17 protein-coding genes are annotated in these 22248 nt (G+C 71.2%); 9 read left to right on the top strand and 8 right to left on the bottom strand.

Going from position 1 to position 22248, the window contains the following annotated elements; translation table 11 throughout:
• Nucleotides 1-42: 42 nt before the first annotated feature.
• From I0C86_RS22140 to I0C86_RS22130, 3 genes are all read right to left on the bottom strand, one after another.
• Entirely contained in the window at nt 43-2070 is a 2028-nt protein-coding gene (locus I0C86_RS22140; protein WP_196203178.1) for a putative bifunctional diguanylate cyclase/phosphodiesterase, read from the bottom strand.
• A gap of 156 nt (nt 2071-2226) precedes the next feature.
• Entirely contained in the window at nt 2227-2511 is a 285-nt protein-coding gene (locus I0C86_RS22135) for a hypothetical protein (RefSeq protein WP_196203177.1), read from the bottom strand.
• Between the two features lie 70 nt (nt 2512-2581).
• Complete coding sequence (locus I0C86_RS22130) at nt 2582-3013, bottom strand: hypothetical protein (protein ID WP_196203176.1); 432 nt, start codon at nt 3011-3013, stop codon at nt 2582-2584.
• A gap of 613 nt (nt 3014-3626) precedes the next feature.
• Here I0C86_RS22130 and I0C86_RS22125 point away from each other — a divergent pair.
• From I0C86_RS22125 to I0C86_RS22105, 5 genes are all read left to right on the top strand, one after another.
• Nucleotides 3627-4913 (top strand): ABC transporter substrate-binding protein, encoded by a 1287-nt coding sequence (locus I0C86_RS22125; RefSeq protein WP_196203175.1) that lies wholly within the window; start codon nt 3627-3629, stop codon nt 4911-4913.
• Nucleotides 4910-5890 (top strand): carbohydrate ABC transporter permease, encoded by a 981-nt coding sequence (locus I0C86_RS22120; protein ID WP_230394565.1) that lies wholly within the window; start codon nt 4910-4912, stop codon nt 5888-5890. The genes I0C86_RS22125 and I0C86_RS22120 overlap by 4 nt, the downstream gene beginning before the upstream one ends.
• A gap of 64 nt (nt 5891-5954) precedes the next feature.
• Entirely contained in the window at nt 5955-6785 is an 831-nt protein-coding gene (locus I0C86_RS22115; protein WP_196203199.1) for a carbohydrate ABC transporter permease, read from the top strand.
• Between the two features lie 6 nt (nt 6786-6791).
• Nucleotides 6792-8000, top strand: a complete 1209-nt coding sequence (locus I0C86_RS22110; RefSeq protein ID WP_196203174.1) for an ABC transporter ATP-binding protein — start codon at nt 6792-6794, stop codon at nt 7998-8000.
• 205 nt (nt 8001-8205) lie between these two features.
• Complete coding sequence (locus I0C86_RS22105; protein WP_196203173.1) at nt 8206-9078, top strand: DMT family transporter; 873 nt, start codon at nt 8206-8208, stop codon at nt 9076-9078.
• Between the two features lie 25 nt (nt 9079-9103).
• Here the strand turns inward: I0C86_RS22105 and I0C86_RS22100 are convergent, their stop codons facing one another.
• On the bottom strand, nt 9104-9775 hold the full coding sequence (locus tag I0C86_RS22100) for a GNAT family N-acetyltransferase (RefSeq protein ID WP_196203172.1): 672 nt from the start codon (nt 9773-9775) through the stop codon (nt 9104-9106).
• 93 nt (nt 9776-9868) lie between these two features.
• Between I0C86_RS22100 and I0C86_RS22095 the strand changes: the two genes are divergently transcribed.
• Nucleotides 9869-11005 (top strand): TetR/AcrR family transcriptional regulator C-terminal domain-containing protein, encoded by a 1137-nt coding sequence (locus I0C86_RS22095; protein ID WP_196203171.1) that lies wholly within the window; start codon nt 9869-9871, stop codon nt 11003-11005.
• Here I0C86_RS22095 and I0C86_RS22090 read toward each other — a convergent pair whose 3' ends face one another.
• Nucleotides 11006-12283, bottom strand: a complete 1278-nt coding sequence (locus tag I0C86_RS22090) for a sensor histidine kinase (RefSeq protein ID WP_323373782.1) — start codon at nt 12281-12283, stop codon at nt 11006-11008. It lies immediately after the preceding gene.
• 191 nt (nt 12284-12474) lie between these two features.
• Nucleotides 12475-14499 (bottom strand): anthranilate synthase family protein, encoded by a 2025-nt coding sequence (locus I0C86_RS22085; protein ID WP_196203170.1) that lies wholly within the window; start codon nt 14497-14499, stop codon nt 12475-12477.
• Between the two features lie 305 nt (nt 14500-14804).
• Here I0C86_RS22085 and I0C86_RS22080 point away from each other — a divergent pair, with 305 nt between their 5' ends.
• The 3 genes from I0C86_RS22080 to I0C86_RS22070 all read left to right on the top strand — a co-directional run bounded on the left by I0C86_RS22080 (nt 14805) and on the right by I0C86_RS22070 (nt 19296).
• The gene (locus I0C86_RS22080; RefSeq protein WP_196203169.1) at nt 14805-16217 is read left to right on the top strand and encodes an FGGY family carbohydrate kinase; all 1413 of its coding nucleotides are present in this window, start codon (nt 14805-14807) and stop codon (nt 16215-16217) included.
• 98 nt (nt 16218-16315) lie between these two features.
• Entirely contained in the window at nt 16316-18877 is a 2562-nt protein-coding gene (locus tag I0C86_RS22075) for a sensor histidine kinase (RefSeq protein WP_323373781.1), read from the top strand.
• Nucleotides 18874-19296: a roadblock/LC7 domain-containing protein gene (locus tag I0C86_RS22070; RefSeq protein ID WP_196203168.1), complete on the top strand. Its 423-nt coding sequence runs from the start codon at nt 18874-18876 to the stop codon at nt 19294-19296. Before I0C86_RS22075 ends, I0C86_RS22070 begins: the two co-directional genes overlap by 4 nt.
• A gap of 41 nt (nt 19297-19337) precedes the next feature.
• On the opposite strand, the gene I0C86_RS22065 is transcribed toward I0C86_RS22070, so the two are convergent.
• Both I0C86_RS22065 and I0C86_RS22060 read right to left on the bottom strand, forming a co-directional pair.
• Nucleotides 19338-20366: a phosphotransferase family protein gene (locus I0C86_RS22065; RefSeq protein WP_196203167.1), complete on the bottom strand. Its 1029-nt coding sequence runs from the start codon at nt 20364-20366 to the stop codon at nt 19338-19340.
• A 77-nt stretch (nt 20367-20443) separates the two neighbouring features.
• On the bottom strand, nt 20444-21943 hold the full coding sequence (locus I0C86_RS22060) for a GH1 family beta-glucosidase (RefSeq protein ID WP_230394564.1): 1500 nt from the start codon (nt 21941-21943) through the stop codon (nt 20444-20446).
• Between the last annotated feature and the right edge of the window lie 305 nt (nt 21944-22248).

Raw genomic sequence — 22248 nt, 5'->3', positions numbered from 1 at the left:
GCCGGCGTCGCGGCGGCGCCGGGCGGCGTGGCCGTGTTCGGGTCAGGCAATGGTCGCGGAGGCGCCACTCCGGGTGGTGGTCCGTTCCATCAGCAGGTGCAACGGCTCCGGTCGGCCGAGGTGGTACCCCTGCCCACAGTCGACGCCGAGCCGGCGCAGCACGGGTACCAGCTCGGGCCGGTCGATGTGTTCGGCGACGGTACGCATCCCGAGCCCGTGCGCGGCGCGGACCACGGCGTCGATCAGGATGGGATCCGAACCGCCGTGGTCGGCCTGCCGGACGAACTCGCCCGCGATCTTGACGGTGCTGAACGGCAGGTGCTTGAGGTACACGAAGGATCCGTAGCCGGCGCCGAAGTCGTCGAGGCTGAAGCCGCAGCCGGCCGAGGTGAGCGTGGACGCGAGCCGGCGCGCGGCGTCCAGGTTGGCGATGGCCGTGGTCTCGGTGATCTCCAGGCCGAGGAGGGTGGCGGGTACGGCGGCGGCGGCCAGAGTGGCGACCACCCAGTCGCCGAAGCTGGGGTCCTCCAGCGACCGGCTGGAGATGTTCACGTCGAACCGGAGGTCGACACCGGCACTGCGCGCCGCGGCGAGCGCGTGGGTGGCGGTCTCCACCACCCAGCGGTCCAACTCGTAGATCATGTCGCCCTGCTCCAGGGCGGGCAGGAAGTCGCCGGGGCCGATCTGCCGGCGCTGGTCGTCGCGGACCCGCATCAGGAGTTCGTAGCTGCGTACCCGGTGGTCGGCGAGGTCGATGATCGGCTGCGCGTCGAGTTGCAACTGGCCGGTGTCGAGCGCCTTCCGGACCCGGGACACCAGGTCGACCCGCTGGGCGGCCAGGCGCTGCTGCTCCGGTGCGAACAGCCGGGCCCGGTTCCGGCCCTCGCCCTTGGCCTGGTAGAGCGCGAGATCGGCGTGGGCGAGCAGCAGCGTGTCGCCGTCGGAGGTGTCCAGCGGAGCGGCCCCGATGCTCAGGGTCACCCGCAGCGGCTCTCCGCGTACCGCGAACGGGGTGTGTGCGACCAGGTCGCAGATTCCGGCGCCGATCGCGAGCGCCCGGTCTGCGTCGCAGGACGGCAACAGGACGGCGAACTCGTCGCCGCCGAGCCGGCCGAGCACGGCACCGGGCGGCAGGTGTTCGGTCAGCAGCCGGGCCAGCAGCCGGAGGACCTCGTCGCCGACGACGTGACCACGCAGGTCGTTGATGTCCTTGAAGTTGTCGATGTCGATCAGGAGCAGGGCGGCCGATGTCGGGGCCGCGATCGAGGTCAGTTCGCTCATCCGGGCGGTGAGGGCCCGGCGGTTCGGCAGGCCGGTCAGCGGATCATGCTCGGCGAGGTACGCCAGCTCGTCCTGGACCTGCCGGATCTCGGTGATGTCGTGTGCGGTGCCGAGCATCCGGAGCGGCTTGCCGGACTCGTCGGTGAAAACCTCGCCGTAGCACTCCAGGATCCGCATCTCCCGGCTGTGCGCCAGGAACATCCGGTGGGTGTACGTGAACGACGTGCCGCCCCGGATGGCCTGGACGAGGGTCGCCTCGATCATGCGGACGTCGTCCGGATGGATCAGCGTCCGGTAGGTCGGGTAGTCCAGAGCGGTGTCCGGACCCAGCCCGATCATGGACTTCAGGGTCGGCGACCACACCACCTCGTCGGTCGGCAGGTGCCACTCCCAGGTGCCGACCCGGGCAAGCTGCTCGATGTGCGTCAGCCGCCAGGCGTAGTCGTCGGCGCGGCGCCGGTCGGCCCGCTGCTCGGTCACGTCCGTCAACTCGTAGACCAGCCGGACCGGCGTCGCCGGATCCTCGCCGCGCAGCGGGGACAGCCGACGGCAGGTCACCCGCAGGTATCGGGTCGTGCCCTCGACCGTCGGGCAACGCAACTCGACCGGCGGGCCGTCCGGGGTCGCCGTCGCGAACGGCAGGGAACCGACGTCGGCGCCGATCAGGTGGCCGAGTCGCTGCGCCGCCCGGTTGTGCCAGGTCACCTCGCCTTGCTCGGTCGCGGTCAGCAGCGCGATCGAGGTGGTGTCGAGCACCGCGGCGGGCACACTGGACGGCAGCGCGGGCACATGGCCTCCCGTAGAGATCGACCGGATCCCGGCAGAGGACGCCAGACGAACACGGTCGGCCGGAACGGCGCACTGAGTGTACGGAGGCCGACCACCATCAGCCAATGGGCAACCTCGGTCGGGGCGGCCACCGGTGCTGCCGCCCGTCGGGTGTGGTCAACGGTCCCCGGCCTTGTCCCGCCGGACGATCGCCACCGCCACCCGGCAGAACTCCTCCATGTCCGGGTTGAATCCCTCGGCGATGTCGGGGTGCAGCCCCGACCGGGTCTCGTCGAGCAGCCGCTGGCACACCTCTTCCACCGGTTCGTCGGCGTACTCCGCCCGGACCCGCTCGGCCGCCACCCGCAGCGCCGAGTTGAGCTGTTCCTCCAGCGGCCCCCGCAGGTGCTGCTGCGCCTGGCCGAGCCCGCTGGGATCGAGGGTGATGTGTGGTTCCGACATTGCTGCTCCCTCCGTCGCGGCTCCGCGTTACCCAGCCGTCGGTGGTGATGAAACCGTCGCCGCCCGGCGTTCAGGCCGGCGTCGCCAGCGTGCTCACCCGGACCAGGTAGGACATGTCCTCGGCCGGCTCCTCCCGGTACGAGATTCGTTGGATCTGCCGGTCGTCGACGTAGAGCACGACGTCGGCGAGCACGCCCAGGTGGGCCAGGCCGATGTCGGCGGCGCGCTTCTTGTCCTGGAGCACCGCGCCGATTCCGCCGAGCAGCGTCGCCGCGTCGGCCGTCCGGCGGCCCGGCGGGCAGCGCAGCACGACCTCGAGATCGACAGGTTCGGTCAGGGCGGTCCAGCCGGTGCGCTGTGCCGCATCGCAGGCGGCCTCCAGCAGCGTCCGGACCCGGGCGGCCTGCCGGTGCCCGGCCGCGAAGATCGATAGTGCTTCGGTCCTGACCGGTGGCGGTCCGGGAACCTCGAAGGACAACGTGAGCGCCCTGGTGTGCTGCACGACGGCACCTCCTCTTGCAGACGATCCTGCCGAAAGGATCGCGGGACGGGGCGCGTTTCGGCGATCGACGCGGGTGCCGATCGGGCGGCATGCGCTGGTCCGGGAGCGTGTCGGCGTCGACGGCGACCTGCTGGCGCCGGAGGTGCGACCCACGCTAGCGGAGGCGGCGGTGCCGGGGGAATACCACTGTGGAGCCCGATGGTGGCCGTCCGTGCCGACGAGCCCTCGGCGGGCGGGGGCATCGGCCGTCAAACCGGCCATCCGGGCACCTGGCGGACACCCCGGGCGGGGGCCGAGGTTTCGCCTCGTGGCCGACGGGGCAGTGGGAGGCGCAGGACACCCACGCCCGGTCGGCAGTTCGGTTACGGCCGGAGGCGGGGTGCTTTCGCCGTGTGCCGGGACGATGGCGTTCCGGTCGTCGTGGGAGAGGAAGGCGGCGTGATGAGCGGTCACCGGGTGCGCGACGTACGGTCGGCGCGGTCCGAGCAGTGCTTCCGATGCTCCGAGGTCGACGTGGGGGGGACGGTGGTGGGCCGGTGGGCCCCGGCCGGCCCGGATCCGGCCGGGACACTTCTGGCCGGGCCGGCTCCGGATCCGACGGCGGGGTGCCGACATGACTGATCCGCACCGGGGCGGCCCGGCTCGGAGCGGCCGGATCCGGCTCGCGGCCGGTGCGGTCGCGCTGGCCCTGCTGGCCCCGATGGCCGCCTGCGGTTCCGGCGAGGACGGCGGAATCCCCACCATCAACCTCTACTACTCCCCGGAACAGAACCTGCAGAAGGTCGTCGACGACTGCAACGCCCAGGCGGGCGGACGGTACGAGATCAAGTACCGGGTCCTGCCCCGGGCCGCTGACGAACAGCGGGTGCAACTGGTGCGCCGGCTGGCCGCCGAGGACTCGGGCATGGACGTGCTGGGCCTCGACGTGACCTGGACCCAGGAGTTCGCGAGCGCCGGCTGGCTGCTGGAGTGGACGGGCGAGCGCCGGGCCGAGGCCGAGCGCGGCACGTTGGCCGGACCGCTCGAAACCGCCCAGTACGAGGACAAGCTGTACGCCGCGCCGAAGAACACCAACGTGCAACTGCTCTGGTACCGGACCGACCTGGTGTCCCAGCCGCCCCGTACCTGGGACGAAATGATCAACTTTGCGCTCGGTCTCAAGGGGCGCGGCCAGCCGTACCGGGTGATCACGATGGGTGCCCAGTACGAGGGCCTGGTGGTCCTCTACAACACCCTGGTGGCCAGTGCCGGCGGGCAGATCCTGAACTCCGAGGGCACGAAGGCCGTCTTCGACGACGGTGCGGTCCGGGCCCTGGAGGTGCTCCGCGACTTCGCCAACGCCGGAATCACCACCTCGTCGTTCTCGAACACCATCGAGGACCAGGCCCGGCTCGACTTCCAGTCCGGTGCCGGCGCCTTCCAGCTCAACTGGCCCTTCGTCTATCCGGCCATGCAGGAGGCCGATCCGGAACTGGCCAAGAAGGTCAAATGGGCCCGGTTCCCGGGAGTGGATCCGAACACGCCGAGCAAGGTCACCATCGGCGGCGTCAACCTCGCGGTCAGCCGGTTCTCCCGGCATCCCGAGGAGTCCTTCGAGGCCGCCACCTGTCTGCGTAACCCGGAGCACCAGAAGTTCTCGGCGATCAACGACGGGGTGCCGCCGACCATCGAGAGCGTCTACGCCGAGCCGGAGATGGCCGAGGCGTACCCGATGCGGGACACGATCCTCGCCGAACTCAAGGACGCGGCGACCCGGCCGCTCAGTCCGGCGTACCAGAACATCTCCACCGTGCTGTCGGCGACGCTCTCCCCGCCGTCCAAAATCCAGCCCGAGCGGACCGCGGACCGGATGCGCGAGGCGGCACAGGACGCGCTCGAGTCCAAGGGGGTACTCCCATGAGCACGGACTCCACGACCACCGTTGACCGCACCGAGGCGGCCGGGCCGAAGGGGCGCGTGCCGGCGCCCCGCCGGGGCCGTGGCCGGGTGCCGCTGAGCGAGGGCAAGCGGGCCGAACGGAAACTGGGTTGGCTGCTCTGCGCCCCGGCCGCCCTGGTGATGCTGGCCGTCACCGCGTACCCGATCCTCTACTCCGTCTGGCTGTCGTTGCAGCGCTTCGACCTGAAGTTTCCGGATCAGCGGGAGTTCGTCGGGCTGTCCAACTACGTCACGGTGCTGAGCAACGGGTACTGGTGGACGGCGTTCGGCGTGACCATGCTGATCACCGTCGTGACGGTCGCGGTCGAGTTGGTGCTGGGGATGGGACTGGCCATCGTGATGCACCGGACCATCATCGGGCGCGGGCTGGTCCGGACGTCGGCGCTGATCCCGTACGGGATCGTCACCGTCGTGGCCGCCTTCTCCTGGCGGTACGCCTGGACGCCCGGTACCGGATACCTGGCCACCCTGTTCGGCGAGGGGGCGCCGCTGACCGAGCGGGCGAGCGCACTGGCGATCATCATGCTGGCGGAGATCTGGAAGACCACCCCGTTCATGGCGCTGCTGCTGATGGCGGGTCTGGCCCTGGTGCCGGAGGACCTGCTCAAGGCGGCCTCGATGGACGGCGCGTCCGCCTGGCAGCGGTTCACGAAGGTGATGCTGCCGGTGATGAAACCGGCGATCCTGGTCGCGCTGCTCTTCCGCACCCTGGACGCGTTCCGGGTCTTCGACAACATCTTCGTGCTGACCGCCGGGGCGAACCAGACCTCGTCGGTGTCGATGCTCGCCTACAACAACCTGATCCGAGGGCTGAACCTGGGGATCGGGTCGACCATGTCGGTGCTGATCTTCATCGCCGTGGCGATCATCGCGTTCGTCTTCGTGAAGCTGTTCGGCACGGCTGCTCCCGGCAGCACCGACGAGGGAGGCCGCCGATGAGCGCGGAAAGCGTGGCGAGGCGGAGCACCGCAGTCGCGAACGGAAGGAGAATCTGATGGCCGCCATGGACACCACGGCCGCGGCCAAGTGGCGGTGGGGGTTGCTGGACGTCGTGGTGGTGGTCTTCGCGCTGGTTCCGGTGCTCTGGATCGCGTCGCTGTCGTTCAAGACCACCGGCACGCTCACCGACGGGAACTTCATTCCCCGCGAGTGGACCCTCGACAACTACCGGACGATCTTCTCCACCGACCAGTTCGTCCGGGCCCTGGTCAACTCGATCGGCATCGCGCTGATCGCGACGACGATCGCCGTGGTGCTGGGCACCATGGCGGCGTACGCGGTCGCCCGGCTCGACTTTCCGGGCAAGAAGGCGCTGGTCGGGGTCTCCCTGTTGATCGCGATGTTCCCGCAGGTGTCGCTGGTCTCCCCGCTGTTCGAGATCGAGCGGTCGCTCGGGCTCTTCGACACCTGGCCGGGCCTGATCCTGCCGTACATCACGTTCGCCCTTCCGCTGGCCATCTACACCCTCTCGGCGTTCTTCAAACAGATCCCGTGGGACCTGGAGAAGGCCGCCAAGATGGACGGGGCCACCCAGGGGCAGGCGTTCCGTCGGGTGATCGCGCCGCTGGCCGCACCCGGGGTCTTCACCACGGCGATCCTGGTCTTCATCTTCTGCTGGAACGACTTCCTGTTCGCGATCTCGCTGACCTCCACCGAGCGGTCCCGCACGGTGCCGGTGGCGCTGTCCTTCTTCACCGGGGAGTCGCAGTTCGAGGACCCGACCGGGGCGATCTGTGCCGCGGCCGTGGTGATCACGATTCCGATCATTCTGTTCGTGCTGTTCTTCCAGCGTCGCATCGTGTCGGGCCTGACGTCCGGCGCCGTCAAGGGGTGAATCGCAGTGGCTGACATCGTGCTGGACAAGGTGAGCAAGAGCTTCCCGGACGGAACGGTCGCGGTGCGCGACGTCGACCTGGAGATCGCCGATGGCGAGTTCGTCATCCTGGTCGGTCCGTCGGGCTGCGGGAAGTCGACCACGCTGAACATGATCGCCGGGCTGGAGGACATCACCGGGGGCGAGTTGCGGATCGCGGGGGAGCGGGTCAACGACAAGGCGCCCCGGGACCGGGACATCGCGATGGTGTTCCAGTCGTACGCGCTCTATCCGAACATGACCGTACGGGAGAACATGGCCTTCCCGCTCCGACTGGCCAAGCTCGACAAGGAGACGATCGAGCAGAAGGTCAGCGAGGCGGCGAAGGTGCTGGAGCTGACGGCGCTGCTGGACCGCAAGCCGGCGAACCTCTCCGGCGGGCAGCGCCAGCGGGTGGCGATGGGTCGGGCGATCGTACGCAGCCCGAAGGCGTTCCTGATGGACGAGCCGCTCTCCAACCTCGACGCCAAGCTGCGGGTGCAGATGCGTACCGTGGTGTCCCGGTTGCAGAAGAAACTCGGCACCACGACGGTGTACGTCACCCACGACCAGACCGAGGCGATGACCCTCGGCGACCGGGTGGTGATCATGCGGGGCGGTGCCGTGCAGCAGGTCGGCCCGCCCCAGGAGTTGTACGACAACCCGGCCAACCTCTTCGTCGCGGGGTTCATCGGCTCGCCGTCGATGAATTTCCTGCACGCGGCGGTCGAGGACGGGAAGCTGCGCACGGCGGTGGGCGACGTGCCGCTCGGTGACCGGATCCGCCGGGAGTTGACGGCGGAGGACGCGCCTCGTGAGTTGATCCTCGGTATCCGTCCCGAGCACTTCGAGGACGCGTCGCTGATCGACGACGAGACCCGGGCCCGGGGGACGGAGTTCGAGGCGCCGGTCGAGATCGTTGAGTCGATGGGTTCGGACAAGTACGTGTACCTCACCGTCGAGGGTGAGCGGGCCAGCGCGGCGGAGTTGGAGGAACTCGCCGCCGATGTCGGCACCGAGGACCTCACGGGTTCCGGGTCCAGCCTGGTCACCAGGCTGTCGGCGGAGTCCACGGTCGCCGAGGGGGAGAGCCGGCGGATCTGGTTCAACCTGGAGAAGATCCATCTCTTCGACCCGTCGAACGGCCGGAACCTCACCCTGCACGAGGGGCGGGCGGCCGGGGCGCTGGCGTCCTGACCGTTTCTCCGCCCGTACCTGATCCGGATGACCGGGGCCCGGGTCGCGAGGGCCGCCTGCCGCGGCAATCGCGACCCGGGCATCTGTCACCCCCGGGGATCAGGTCCCACCGCGAACCGCCGTTGGCGGGAGCGGAGATCACGTAGCGTTATTTTGTGCGCACGTTACCCGTTATGTCCCGCAGCGGCGGCGATGGGACCCGGGCGTGACGATCGCCGCGGTGCTGCTCGCGCTCGCCTCCGCGAGCTGCTTCGCGCTCGGGGCCGCACTGCAACAGCGTGCCGTACGCCGGGAACCACCGCACGGTACGGCCGATCCCCGGCTGTTCCTGCGAATGCTCCGGCGCAAGCGTTGGCTGCTCGCCAAGCTCCCCGACTTCACCGGTACCGCCCTACAGGCCCTCGCCCTCCGGTTCGGGCCGCTCACCCTCGTCCAGCCCCTGCTGATCAGCGGAATGTTCCTGGCGATCCCTCTGGAGGCGGCGCTCGACCACCGCCGACCGCACCCCCGGGACGTCACGGCGGTGGCCTCCTGCGTGTTCGGTCTGGGCGCCTTCCTCGCCGCCGCGCAGCCCAGGGCGGGTGTCTCCGAGCCCTCAATGATGGGCTGGCTCGGGGTCGCGCTGATCGGCGGTTCGCTGATCGGGATCTGCCTGGTCCTCGCCCACCGGGCCCGGGGCGCCCTCCGCGGCACCCTGCTCGGGGTTGCCACCGGCGTGCTCTACGCCGGCACGGCCTCCGTGCTGAAGACCTTCGCCGAACGGGTGTTCAGCGACCCGCTCTCGGCCCTGACCGACTGGCATCTCTACGCGCTGGCCGTGATCGGGATCGCGGCGGTGGCGCTGAACCAGAACGCCTTCCAGAACGGCCCGCTCGCCGCGCCGTTGACGGCGATCACCCTGGTGGACCCGGTCAGCAGCGTCGTCATCGGTGTCACCGCCTTCCACGAGACGCTGTCGTTCGGCGGCCTCCGGCTGCTGGTCGAGGTGCCCGCCGTACTGGCGATGATCTTCGGCATCTGGCTGGCCAGCACCCGCCCGTCCGGCCGGGAGGGCTTCGAGGGTGCACCGACGAACTGACCGGTGGGCCTACTGACCGGTGGGCCTAACCGACCGGCGGCGTCGACGGCGCCGTCGACGGGTCGCCTCGGGGTTCGCGCCACATCGGTTGGATGCCCGGCCCGCCGTCCGGCAACCAGATCGGCTCGCCCCGGGCCCGGAACCCGTGCCGTGCGTACAACGCGCGGTTGCGGGGCGAACTCGCCTCCAGGTACGCCCCGATCCCCGCGGCGTCCGCCTTGGCGACCTGGTGGCGCAGCATCGCGGCGCCGAGGCCCTGGCCGCGCGACGCGGGTACGACCGCCATCTGCTGTAGGTACCAGTACGGTTCCCGGTCCGGGTGGCGGGCCCGGGTCACCTCGGCGACCAGGGCCATCCGGGGCGCGTACTCGCCGTAGGCCCGCGCGACGAACGCGGCCTGCTCGGCGGCGGCAGCGGGATCGGGCCGAGCCGGACCGCCGGGGAAGAACTCCCACACCGACAGGCCGAGGATCTCCCCGCCGTCCTGCTGCGCCACCAGGATCTCGCCGGTGTCGAGCACGCCGGACACCCAGCCCAGGGCATGGTCGGTCCACGCCTCGACCCGGGCACGTCGGGCCTGCTCGTCCGGCACCACCCAGCTGAAGACCGTCTCGTCCAGCCCGGCCCGGCCGAGTGCCACGGCGACCTCCCTGGCGTCGTCGCGCCCGGCCGGTCGTACCGTCATGGTTCCGGTCATCGCCACCCCCTCACCTCGACATGATGGGTACAGTGTACGCGCCAGCGTGCGAAGTGCGCGCCGGCGACGGCGGCGGAAGTGGAGGCGGCGCGGATGGGAGACGACCGGAGCAATCGGCCCGGAGCGGGGCTGGGCCCGGACCGCATCGTGCGGACAGCGGTCCGGCTCGCCGACGCGGAGGGTCTGGAGACACTCTCGATGCGGCGGGTCGCCACCGCGCTGGACGCCGGGGTGATGTCCCTCTACCGCCATGTGCCGGGCCGGAGACAACTGGTAAACCTGATGGTGGAGACCGTGTTCGGCGAGCTCGACTATCCCGATCCCGGACCCGCCGGCTGGCGGGCGAGAATCGAGTTCTCCGCCCGGCGGGAGTGGGCGATGTACCAGCGGCACCCGTGGGTGCTGTCGATCGTCGCGGGCACCACCCGGCCGCCGCTCGGGCCGAACGTGCTGGCCAATGTCGAGTGGGTGCTGCGGGCGGTCGACGGCTTCGGGCTGGACCGGGCGACGATGACCCAGATCTACTTCACCGTCAGCGACTACGTGCAGGGCGCCGCCCTGTACATCCGGAACGAGACCGAGGACGAACGGCGGACCGGCGTGACCGCCGAGCAGTGGTGGGCGGCCGAGGCGGCGACGCTGCTCCGGCTGCTGTGCAGCGGCCGGTTTCCGCTGCTGTCCGGGCTCTTCGACCGGGCCGCGAGCGCGCCGACGCTGGTGGTGAAGGACTTCGAGTTCGGCCTCCGGCGGGTGCTCGACGGGCTCGAGGTCTTCCTCGCGGAGCAGCGGCACCGACACGGATCCGCAGCGACCAGCACCGGAACCGGTTCGGGGACGGCCGAAGCGACCAAGTTTGAAAAAGTAACCACCATTGCCGACCGGTCACCGTCACCGGCCGCCGCCGCGGCGCTGGAGCTGCTCGGCCGGCGCTGGACCCTCGAACTGCTCTTCGTGCTCAGCCACGGAGAGGCCCGGTTCACCGATCTCGTCGAGGCCGTCCCCGGCGTCTCCCGGCGGGTGCTCACCGAGCGGCTGCGGCAACTCGCCGACGAGGGTCTGCTGCGCCGCCAGGTCGTGACCGGGCCGCCCATCCGGATCAGCTACGCACTGACCGACCGTGGTGCCGGGCTACGCGGCGCACTCGCCGAGATCGACGCCTGGGCCGGTACCAGGTCCGCGCCGGACGGCGCCGGTGATCGGACCCGCACCGCCGGAGCGGACCCGAACTGATCAGATCGGCACCGCGACCCGTACCGTCGTGCCCGGTCCGGTGGCGCTACCGGGAACCGCCGGTCCGAGGGTGAGCAGGCCGGACACCTGGTCGACCCGGGTCCGCATCGCGGTGAGACCGTAGCCGCGCGCCGGTGCGTCGGTGGTGGCCGGCTCGGTCAGGCCCCGACCGTCGTCGGTCACCTCCAGCAGGACCGTTTCCAGGGTGAAGGCCAGCCGCACCGTGGCGCTTCGGGCCTCGGCGTGCTTGCGAACGTTGGCCAACGACTCCTGCGCGGCGCGGAGCAGCACCACCTCGGTCCGGGTCGACAGCGGCACCGGCGTGCCGTCCCGACGGAACTCCGCCGCGATGCCCGTCTCGGCGCCGAACCGGGCGACCAGCCGGGCGAGGGCGTCGGCCAGCGACGAGTCCGTCAGCGCCGCCGGGGTCAGCGCCGCGATGAGTTCGCGGGTCTCGGCCAGGTTCTCCCGGGCGGTACGCGCGGCCAGCGCCAGATGCCGGTGCGCCGCTTCGGGGTCGTCGTCGAGGCCGGCGTCGGCGGCCTGGACCAGCAGCACCACGCTGGTCAGACCCTGGGCGACGGTGTCGTGGATCTCGCCCGCCAGCCGCTGCCGTTCGGCGAGGATGCCGGCCTCGTGGGACAGCCGCGCCACCTCGCCCCGGGACCGGTCCAACTCGCGGATCAGGCGGGCCCGCTCCGCGTTCTGCGCGACCACCCGCCGGATCGAGCTACCGAACGTCGCGGAGAAGACGACCGTCAGTGCCGCGACCGGGAGCGGATGCGTCGCGACCTCGACCGGGTCGACGCCGCGGGCCAGCAGGACCGTCAGATGTACGGAGTTGAACACCACCACCGCCACCGTCGCCGGTACCGACCCGGCCAGCATGTACGCCTGCGGACAGAGCGCGAACAGCACGAACGACGCCGATCCGTTGAGCAGTACCGCCGGTACATACAGTACGAGGGCGCCGGCGAGGTAGCCGTACCCGCGCCAGTCCTCGACCTCGTCACGCATGAGCCGGCGACCGTAGCCGAGGTACCAGCCGGTGAGCCCGGCGAGCGGGAGCAGGACGGCGAGCCGCTGTGGCATCGGCTGCGGGCTGCTGGCCACCGCGAACCCGGCGACGGCCAGGACGACCAGCCCGAAGTAGGCGTCCCAGAACCGGTAGCCGGCCTGCCAGTCGCCGGGTTCCGCCTCGCCCGCGTCCGGGAGGCGAGCCTGGGCGCCATGGTCGGTTCCGGATTCCGGGCGGGGCACCGGAACGTGCTCAGACACCGCGGCCGACCTCCAGAGTGCGGGGCCGTACGCGCCTGTCAGCGGTTGACGATGGCGTTCCCGGCCGGTCCGCCCATGGTCGCACGGGCGTCGAGTGCGAACCGGAACGGCCGATCATGGGGCGGTCAGTCTGCACCGGTGGCCCGGGCAGGGGCTCTCGACCCACCCGGACCGCCGGCTTACTCCAATGGCTACCCGGGATGCCGAGAAGTATGCGGCTCAGGCGTGCCACGGCGGGTCGGCACGGTCGGGGTCGGCAGCAGCCACCTCATCAGATCGGTCAGCACCGCCATGCCGTCCTGGCTCAGCACCGACTCGGGATGGAACTGCACCCCGGCGTACGTCGGCCCGCGTAGTGCGTGCACCGCGCCGTCCGCCGCGTCCCGGGCCAGCCGTACCGACCCGTACCCCGTGACCACCTCGTCGGCGTCGGCCAGCGCGGTGTAGCTGGAGTAGTAGCCGACCCGCCGGACGGCGCCGAAGATCTCGATCTCCCGGCTCAGCCCCTGGTAGGGCGCGGACCGGCGGTGCAGGGACAGGCCGAGCCGCCCGGCCAGCAGTTGATGGCCGAGGCAGACCCCGAGGGTGGGGTGCCCGGCCGCCAGCAGGCGTTCGGCCACGCCGCGCAGAGCGGTCATCTTCGGGTCGGTCGGACTCTCCGGGTCGCCAGGTCCCGGACCCAGCACGGTCAGATCGGCGTCGGTCGGATCGAACCGCCCGTGGTCGAGCGCGTCGCCCCAGGGCCGGGTCCGGACGGTCAGTCCGAGCGCCCGCAACTGGTGCGTGAGCATCCCGGTGAAGGTGTCCTCGCCGTCGACGACCAGCACCCGCCGCCCGACGAGCTCCGGCAGGACCCCGGCGCCCGGCGTCCGTTCCTCCAGCCAGAACGGCGCGAGCCGGTGGTTGCGGGCGGCGAGTGCCGCGCGTACCGCCGGATCCTCGGCCAGACGGAGCTCCGCCGCCGGTCCGGCCCCGAACGGCGCCGGTCCGGTGTCCGGCGCGGCGCCCGCCGGTCCGGTGTCCGCCGGTCCGGTGACCGGCGGGGCCGAGGCTGACCGCAACCCCAGCGCCGCCAGCACCCCGGCCGCCTTGGCATGCGTCTCGGCCACCTCGCCGGCCGCGGTGGAGTGGCGTACCAGGGTCGCGCCGACCGGCACCCGCAGCGCTCCGGCCGGGGAGATCTCGGCGGTACGGATCAGGATCGGCGCGTCCAGCGTCTGCCGGCCGGCGTCGTCCCGACCCAGCAGTGCCAGTACGCCTCCGTAGTAGCCCCGGCCGCGCCGCTCGTGCCGGGCGATCACCCGGCAGGCGTTCTCCATCGGGCTGCCGGTGAGGGTGGGGGCGAACATGGTTTCCCGGAGCACCTCCCGAACGTCCAGCGAACCCCGTCCGGCGAGCAGGTACTCGGTGTGGGTGAGGTGCGCCATCTCCTTCAGGTACGGGCCGATCACCTGGCCGCCCTGCTCGGCCACGGTCGCCATCATCTTCAGCTCCTCGTCGAGCACCATGTACAGCTCGTCGATCTCCTTCGGATCGGCGAGGAACCGGAGCAGGGACTCCCGGTCCGCCGCGCCGTCCGGATGCCGGAGGGTGCCGCTGATCGGGTTCATCATGACCAGGCCGTCCTCGACGCTGACGTGGCGTTCCGGGGAGGCGCCGACCAGGATCCGGGTGCCGGTGTACACCAGGAACGTCCAGTACGCGCCCCGCTCGCCGTGCAGCAGCCGACGCAGCGCGGCCAGCGCCGCCGGCAGGGCGGGCCCGGCCAGCGTGCCCACGAACGAGCGGGAGATCACGAAGTTCGCACCCTCGCCCCGGCCGATCTCGTCGCGCAGCACCCGCTCGACGATCTCCGCGTACGTCTCGTCGGAGAGGTCGAAGGCGGCGTCCCGGACGGGTGTCGGTGTCCGGGGCAGCGCGGCGAGCACCTCCGTGAGCGGGACCCGGACGTGCCCGGACAGCACCAGACACTCCAGCGGGGCGGCGTCGTCGACGCACGCGAAGCCGCGCTCGGTGATCTGCCGGTACGGCACCAGGGCGAGCGTCCGTGGCCCGGCCGGACCCGGCGGGAGGGGAATGTCGGCGAGCCTCGACACCGTACGCGGTAAGCCGGTGAAGACGTCGAGGGCAGCGGCGCCGTCCCGGCGGACCAGGGCGAACGGGCCCGGATCGGCGCCGGCCACGACGGTGGCGATCAGGTGGTGCAGCAGGTTCATCAGTCGTCCCTCACAGCCGGGGCCGTCCGGTGCGGTGGCCGGAAGACTGGAGGAAAGGCTGGCGGCCGCCGCGTGGGGCGGCCGCGTGGAAGAGCTACGCGCGGAGGTCGGCCGCCGGAATGGCGGGCCACCAGGATTGAAGTCGCGCGAGCATGGCGGAAAGTCTAGGGCAGTGGAGCCCAGCCCGGCACCCGTGTCGCCGAACCGTCCATCAGATGGGCGGTTCGGTGTATGTCGACACCACTTCCGGCCGCTCCGCGCCACCTTGGCTTCGGCGGCACGCCGAACGGGTACGGTTTTCGTCGATGAGGATTCTCGCTCTCGACCTGGGTACGTCGTCGGTGCGTGGCCTGGTGCTGGACGCCGCCGCCCGGCCGCTGCCCGGTGCGCTGGCCCGGCGTCCGGCCGACGTCGTCATCGGCGACACCGGCGAGGCGACCCTGGACGCGCGGGCCTACCTCGGTGCCCTCATCGAGTGCCTGGACGAGTTGGCCGGGGCCCGGCACCTCGACGGAGTCGAACTGGTCGTCGCCTCCGCCCAGTGGCACTCGGTGGTGCCCCTCGATCCCGGCGGTGGCCCGCTGGGGCCCGTGCTGACCTGGTTGGACACCCGACCCGTGGCGCCGGCCGGGGTCCGGGGCCCCCAGGATGCCGACGCCTTCCATCGGCGGACCGGGACCTGGTGGCACCGGTTCTACTGGTCGGTCCGGCTGCCGTGGCTGCGGGAGCGCGCGGGTGACGGCCGGATGCGTTTCGCCGGCCTGGTCGAGTACATCTTCGGCATGCTGCTCGACGAGGAGGTCATGTCGATCTCCCAGGCGTCCGGTACGGGCCTGCTCGACCTGCGCACCCTGGACTGGGATCCGGAGGCGTGCGAACTGGCCGGTGTCCGCCCGGGAGAGCTGCCGGCGCTGGCCGCACCATCCTGGTCCGGCCGGTTGCGGGCCGACTTCGCCCGCCGCTGGCCCGCGCTGCGTACCGCCCGGTGGGCACCGCCCTCCGGTGACGGTGCCGCCTCCAACGTGGGCTCCGGATGCTTCGACACCCGCCGGGCGGCGGTAACGGTCGGCACCTCGGCGGCCGTCCGGCTGGTGCAGCGCGTCGAGGCCGGAGCGGAGCTGCCCCCGCTGCCCGAGGAGCTCTGGCGGTACCGGGTGGACCACGACCACGTGGTCACCGGAACCGCCTTCTCCGGCGGCGGCAGCCTGTACGCGTGGGCCCGGCGGGAGATGCGGCTGCCCGACGGGCCGGAGCTGGACCAGGCACTGGCCCGGATACCGCCCGGCAGTGGGGTGCCGGCCGACCCTCGGCTCGGTGGTGACCGACCGCCCGGACTGGCTCCGGCCGGCTCCGGCATGCTGGCCGGACTGGGGTTCAACACGACCTCGGTGGACATCCTGGCCGGCCTGATGGGCGCGCTCTGCGTCCAGGTGGCGGTGGGTGTCGCCGCGATCGAGTCCACCCTGGACGCCTCGGTCCAGGTGGTACTCGGTGGCGGTGCGGTCGCGGCGTCCGGGTGGTGGCGGCGGACCTTCGCGGTCGAGCTGGCCCCGCGCGAGGTACACCACGTCCGAAATCCGGAGATCGGTGCGGTCGGTGCGGCTTTGGTGGCGATCGGCCGACTCGACGGAGCGACCGGACTTGAACGCATCGTCCGGACGGATGAGGACGAGTCGGCGACAGCGACAAGATCGGATCGCCCGCAGTATCCTTCGTGAGCTGTTCTGCCCACTAGATCATTGACAGCAGGACCGGGCCTGATTTGAAATAGCTCCGCTCCTTGGCGCGCCCGGCATCGAGGACGGTAGGAGGCGTGGTGGCTGTTGCCCCGGAACCGTCACACGGCGCCGTCTCGCGTCACCGCCGGCGCCGTCTCGACGTCCGGGTCGTACCGCACCGGCGCCGTTCCGCGTTCCGGCTCCGGGACTGGCGGATGCGTACCAAGCTGGGCGCCGTCCTGGTCGTTCCGTCGATCGCCTTCCTGGTGCTGGCCGGGGCGCAGACCGGTGCACTGGTCGGCCAGGCGGGCCAGCTCGGCGAGTTCGCCGACCAGGTCGGGGTGGGCCGCGAGATCACGGCACTGATCCACGAGTTGCAGCGCGAACGCGACCAGACCGCCGGCGAGCTGTCGGCGCTCGCCTCGGTACCGGCGGGACAGCTGGAGCCGGGGCAGGTCCTGCCGGCGCTCAAGGCGGTGTACCCGGTCGTCGACCGGGCGGTCAACCAGTTCCGGGCGACGGCGGAGCCGTTGGCGCGCGGCGAGGCGTCCTGGCGGATCTCCTACGACCGCGTCGACGACGCGCTCAATCGGTTGCCCGAGGTCCGGTCCGCGGTGCCGGCCGCCGGACTGACCCCCAATCCGGTGCTCAGCGAGTACGACCGCGTCATCGAGGTGCTGCTGGTGCTGCTGGCCGAGCCGTCGCCGGGTACGGACCGTGCCGACCTGACCGACGCGGTGCTGCGGTACGTCGAGTTCGCCCAGGTGAAAGAGGTCAACTCGAAGATCCGGGGTCATCTCTACGCCGCCGCACGGGCCGGACGGTACGACCCGAGCGACCTGGTCGCGCTCACCGACCTGCGAACTCAGCAGCTCAGCGGGCTCGCCGACTTCCGGCTGTCGGCGACCGACCGGCAGATCGAGCGGTACACCAGCGCCGCCGGCAATCCGAACTTCGTGGCCGCCGTCCGGATGGAGGAGACCACGTTCGCGTCCGGCGGCCGCATCGCCGCCGTGCTGGAGCCGAAGTCCTGGTGGACGATCAGCCAGCAGCGCCAGGATCTGCTCCGGCAGATCGAGGCGGGTGCGGTCGGCGACGCGGTCGAGCTGGCGGAGACCCGTAGCGGCGAGCAGCTCCGCCGTACGGTGCTCACCGCCGGTGGTGTGCTGGCCGTACTGGTCGCCGCGCTGTTCACCTCGATCGCGATCGGCCGGTCCATCGCCAGTTCGCTGCGGATGTTGCGGAGCCAGGCGCTGCGGGTCGCCCAGGTCGAGCTGCCGGAGACACTGGAGCGGCTGCGTACGGTGGATCCGGTGTCGTCCGAGTTCGACGTGCCCCCGGCGGACGTACGGTCGATGGACGAGATCGGCGAGGTGGCCGAGGCCTTCGTGGCGGTGCACCGCAGCGCCGTCACGGTGGCGCTGGAGCAGGCGGTCATGCGCCGGCACGTCAACGCGATGTTCGTCAACCTCGCCCGGCGGAGTCAGGTGCTGGTCGAGCGTCAGCTTGAGCTGCTGGACGAGCTCGAGCAGGACGAGGGCGATCCCGACCAGCTCGAGAACCTGTTCAAACTGGACCATCTCGCCGCCCGCATGCGCCGGAACGACGACAGCCTGCTGGTGCTGGCCGGCACCGAGGCCACCCGGCGGTGGAACCGCCCGGTGCTGCTCTCCACGGTGATGCTCGCCGCTGTCGCCGAGATCGAGCAGTATCAGCGGATCCGGCACAACGTCGCCGACGAGTTGTACATCGTCGGGCACGCCGTTGCCGACCTGGTGCACCTGCTCGCCGAGTTGCTGGAGAACGCCTCCTCGTTCTCCAGACCCGACACGGTGGTCCAGACCGTGGCCACCGGCCAGCCGGACGGCGGCGTGCTGGTGGAGATCCTCGACGAGGGTCTCGGAATGAGCCCGACCGCGCTCGTCGAGGCCAACGAGGTGCTGGCCGTACCGCCGGCCGCCGACGTGTCGGCGTCGGAGCGGATGGGCCTGTTCGTGGTCAGCCACCTGGCCGCCCGGCAGGGCGTACGGGTGCGGTTGCGCGCCACCGACGTCGGTGGACTGCTGGCGACGGTCTGGCTGCCGGCGAACCTGCTGGCGGCGGCACCGGCTCCGGAACCGGTGGACGGGCGCGGGCGCCGGATGCTCACGGTTGTCGCCGGTGCGGTGGCCGGTACGAACGGGACGCACCTGCCGGCCGGTGGACGGCCGGGCGGCGGTGCGCCGGGCGAGGCGGCGCAGGCTCGGCGTACGGTCCGGCGGGAGACCCCGACCCGGGCCGAGGACGTGCTGGGAAGGGCCGCCGAGGGCGGTCCGGAGCCCGGCAGCACCTGGTGGTCCCGACACGGCCGGTCCGGATCGGCGTCCTCGCCGGCCAGGCCACATGTTCCACTGCCCACCGGAAACGCCCCGCCCGCGGTGCCGGTGACCGGCGGGATCAAGCCCAGTGGGCTGCCGATCCGGGTGCCGATGGCACAGTTGCCGGTGAAGTCCGAACCGGTCCGGCCGAGGACCCCGGTTCAGCGCGAGGAGCCGGATCCGGAGCAGGTGGCCGGGACGCTGTCGCGGTACTACGGCGGCGTCCGGCGGGCCGAGGCCGAGGACACGATTGTGATACCCATGGCGCCGGCCGGCGCGCGCAGCGAAGAGGAGCAGTATTGAGCACGCTCAGTCAAGAGGCACGGGATCTGAACTGGCTGGTGAGCGGCTTCACCGAACGGGTACCCGGAGTGGCCCACGCGATCGTCGTCTCCGCCGACGGACTGCTGGTGGCCGTCTCCGAGCACCTGCCCCGGGACCACGCGGACAAACTCGCGGCGGTCACGTCGGGACTGTGCAGCATCACCACCGGAGCCGCCGAGATGTTCGACGGCGACATCGTGAAGCAGACGGTGGTCGAGATGGGCCGGGGATACTTCCTGGTGATGCAGATCAGGGACGGTTCGATCCTTGCGACCCTCGCCGCCATCGACGCCGACATCGGCGTGGTCGGCTACGAGATGGCGAAGCTGGCCAAGGCGGCCGGCGAGATGCTGACCCCCGCACTGCGTGCCGAACTCCAGCAGGCGCTGCCCCGCTGACCGACGGTGGTCGGTCAGCGGGACAGCGGAGCCGGTCCGGCTCATCCGCGCCGCACCTGGTCGAGCCGACCGAGTTCCGTGTCGAGCAGCCCGAGAAGCCACTGCTCGCGCTTCGACCGTTCCGGGCCGTCCCAGCCCCGGGTGGCGCCCTCGATCGCCATGATCAGATAGAGGTAGATCGTGTAGAGGGTCAGCCGGCATCGGGCGGTGTCGGTCAGTTCGAGCCCGCCGTGCCCGGCCGACGCGTAGCCGGCGAGGATCTCCGGTTCGTCGTCCAGGTTCCGGAACATGGTCATCGAGACCAGTTCGGCCAGCGGATCGCCGAAGAACGCCCGCTCACCGTCGATCAGGCCGGTCACCCGGACCGTGCCGGCGGCGTCGGCGGCGATGAAGACGTTGCCGTCCCACAGGTCGAAGTGGACCAGCGCGGGCCGGCGCACCTCGTCGAGCGCGTCCGCGTGCCGGCGTAGCAGCGCGCCGATCCGCTCCGGTGGTGCGGGCAGCGCGCTGCCGAGCCGGGTGGCGTCGGCGAGGATGTCGTCGACCATGGCGCCGAACGCCGCCCGCCAGGAGGGTTGCCAACTGCGGCTGCCCCGTAGCGGATATCCGTACGCGGGGCCGGTGACCGTGTGCAGCCGGGCCGCGATCGCGGCGATCTCCCCGCGTACGGCGGCGAGCTGCGCCGGGGTCAGGTCGTCCCGGGTTCCGCGCAGGTCGGTCCCGGGCACCCGGCTCAGGAACACGAAGTCGGTGCCGATCAGGTCCCGGCCGAAGTCGAAGTAGACCACGTCCGGTACGGCGGCACCGGCCCGGCCGGCGCGGCGGTAGAAGTCCACCTCCGTGCGCATCAGGTCGACCTCGTGGCTGAGCAACTTCAGATCCGGCGGCGGCGCGACCTTGAGTACGAGGTCGGTGCCGTCGACCAGGGTGACGGCGTACGCGGCGTTGTAGGTGCCGCCGGTCAGTTCCTGCCATCGGTCGATCTCGGCCCGGTCGCCGAAACCACGGCGGACCAGGGACCGGAGTTCCGGTTCTGTGACGTGTCTTCTGGTCGAACTGTAGATCTCCATGGACCCCCCCGTCTTCGGTGGTTGCGCCTCGGACGGCTGCGGTACGCGCCCGAGTGGCGGCCGGTACGCCGACGGGGTCAGAGGGTGTTGGCGGCGATCACCCGGCGGTACCAGTCGGCGCTGCGCTTGGGGATGCGACGCTGGGTCGGGAAGTCAATGTAGATCAGTCCCCATCGCTGCTCGTAACCCTCGTTCCACTCGAAGTTGTCCATCAGCGACCAGACGTGGTAGCTCTCCACCGGCACCCCGTCGGCGATGGACCGGTGCAGGGCCGCGAGGTGGTCGCGCAGGAAGGCGATCCGCGCCGGGTCGGCGACGGTGCCGTCGGCGTCGAGGACGTCGGGGGTGGGCAGACCGTTCTCGGTGATGGTCAGCGGCACGGTGCCGTAGTCCCGGGTGACCCGGGTGAGGATGTCGTACATCCCGTCGGGGAAGATCTGCTGCCAGCTCGCCTCGGAGGTCGGCCACTTCCGTACGGTCTCGCCGGCCGCGCTGATGTACAGCGGGGTGTAGTACTGCACCGCGAGCAGGTCCACCGGGGAGGAGATGATCTTCAGGTCGCCGTCCCGGATGCCCCGGACCATCCGGTCGTCCGGACCGAGATCGTCGAGCACGTCGGCGGGGTAGGCGCCCTTGAAGATCGAGTCGAGGTAGAGCCGGTTCTCGTAGCCGTCGTAGAGCCGGGTGGCCTCGGTGACCCCCGGGGCGTCGTCGGCCGGGTAGCAGGGGTGCAGGTTGAGCGCCGGGCCGATCCGGCTGGTGCTGTCGGTGGCGCGCAGTGCGCGTACGGCAAGGCCGTGCGCCAGTTGCAGGTGGTGCGCGACCAGGTAGGCGGCGCCCGGATCCTGGAGCCCGGGGGCGTGGTGTCCCTGCAGGTAGCCGTTCTGCACCACCGTCTTGGGCTCGTTGATGGTCAGCCAGACGGGCACGCGGTCGCCGAGTGCCTCGAAGACGGCCTCCGCGTAGTCGGCGAAGCGGTAGGCGACGTCTCGCGACTCCCAGCCGCCGATGTCCTGCAGCGACTGGGGCAGGTCCCAGTGGAAGAGGGTGGCCATCGGGGCGATGCCGCGTTCGTTCAGCCCGTCCACCAGGCGCCGGTAGAAGTCCAGGCCGCGCTGGTTCGGGGCGCCGGTGCCGTCGGCCTGGATCCGGGGCCAGGAGATGGAGAACCGGTAGCTGCCCAGTCCGAGATCCTTCATCAGGTCCAGGTCTTCGACGTACCGGTGGTAGTGATCGGCGGCGATGTCGCCGGTGTCGCCACCCCGGACCCGTCCCGGAGTGTGGCTGAAGGTGTCCCAGACCGACTCGCCCCGACCGTCGTCCTTGGCCGCGCCCTCGATCTGGTACGCCGAGGTGGCGGCGCCCCATCCGAAGTTGTCCGGAAAGCGGAGGCCGAGCTGCGACTCGGGTGCCGGAAGGCGCTCGTCGTCGGCCTCGGACTCGCCGTCGCATCCGGTGGCCGCCGTGCCAGCGGTGGCGGCGGTCACGGCTGCGCTCGTCGACAGGCGGGCGGCCGGGACGGCGCTGGCGGACAACGCGGCGCGGTGCAGCAGATGCCGCCGAGTCAGTACGGACATGCTGTCTCCTCGTGAGTGGGGCCCTCCACAGGACGCCCGGGAGCGCTCCCAAACAAGAGCGTAGCGATCTAGCGGGCGAATGCGTATGGGATGTTCGGGTGGCAATGGCGGGTCTGGGCCTCGTCCATTGCCCGTCCCCACGTGCACCATGACCACGGCGACCGGCGCCTGTGCGTCGCGTCGCGACGAGGCCGGTCGCCGTCGGAGTGCCGATGACGAAGGCGGTCGACCGGTTCGCGCCGAGACGCTGTACCGATGACCGATTTTCCCGTCGTTGGCGGGGGGTTTAGTGTGTGGGGACGGGG

It is taken from the genome of Plantactinospora alkalitolerans (genome assembly GCF_015690345.1).
Taxonomy (GTDB): Bacteria; Actinomycetota; Actinomycetes; order Mycobacteriales; family Micromonosporaceae; genus Plantactinospora; species Plantactinospora alkalitolerans.
Note: the sequence above shows the minus strand (reverse complement) of the source record. Positions and strands in the feature narration are given on the sequence as shown.

What these genes read in the sequence shown, in the direction of transcription:
- I0C86_RS22065 (WP_196203167.1), bottom strand. Translation starts at nt 20,366, where the DNA reads ATGGAGATCTACAGTTCGACCAGAAGACACGTCACAGAACCGGAACTC.
- I0C86_RS22060 (WP_230394564.1), bottom strand. Translation starts at nt 21,943, where the DNA reads ATGTCCGTACTGACTCGGCGGCATCTGCTGCACCGCGCCGCGTTGTCC.
- I0C86_RS22120 (WP_230394565.1), top strand. Translation starts at nt 4,910, where the DNA reads ATGAGCACGGACTCCACGACCACCGTTGACCGCACCGAGGCGGCCGGG.
- I0C86_RS22100 (WP_196203172.1), bottom strand. Translation starts at nt 9,775, where the DNA reads ATGACCGGAACCATGACGGTACGACCGGCCGGGCGCGACGACGCCAGG.
- I0C86_RS22080 (WP_196203169.1), top strand. Translation starts at nt 14,805, where the DNA reads ATGAGGATTCTCGCTCTCGACCTGGGTACGTCGTCGGTGCGTGGCCTG.
- I0C86_RS22115 (WP_196203199.1), top strand. Translation starts at nt 5,955, where the DNA reads ATGGACACCACGGCCGCGGCCAAGTGGCGGTGGGGGTTGCTGGACGTC.
- I0C86_RS22085 (WP_196203170.1), bottom strand. Translation starts at nt 14,499, where the DNA reads ATGAACCTGCTGCACCACCTGATCGCCACCGTCGTGGCCGGCGCCGAT.
- I0C86_RS22095 (WP_196203171.1), top strand. Translation starts at nt 9,869, where the DNA reads ATGGGAGACGACCGGAGCAATCGGCCCGGAGCGGGGCTGGGCCCGGAC.
- I0C86_RS22125 (WP_196203175.1), top strand. Translation starts at nt 3,627, where the DNA reads ATGACTGATCCGCACCGGGGCGGCCCGGCTCGGAGCGGCCGGATCCGG.
- I0C86_RS22135 (WP_196203177.1), bottom strand. Translation starts at nt 2,511, where the DNA reads ATGTCGGAACCACACATCACCCTCGATCCCAGCGGGCTCGGCCAGGCG.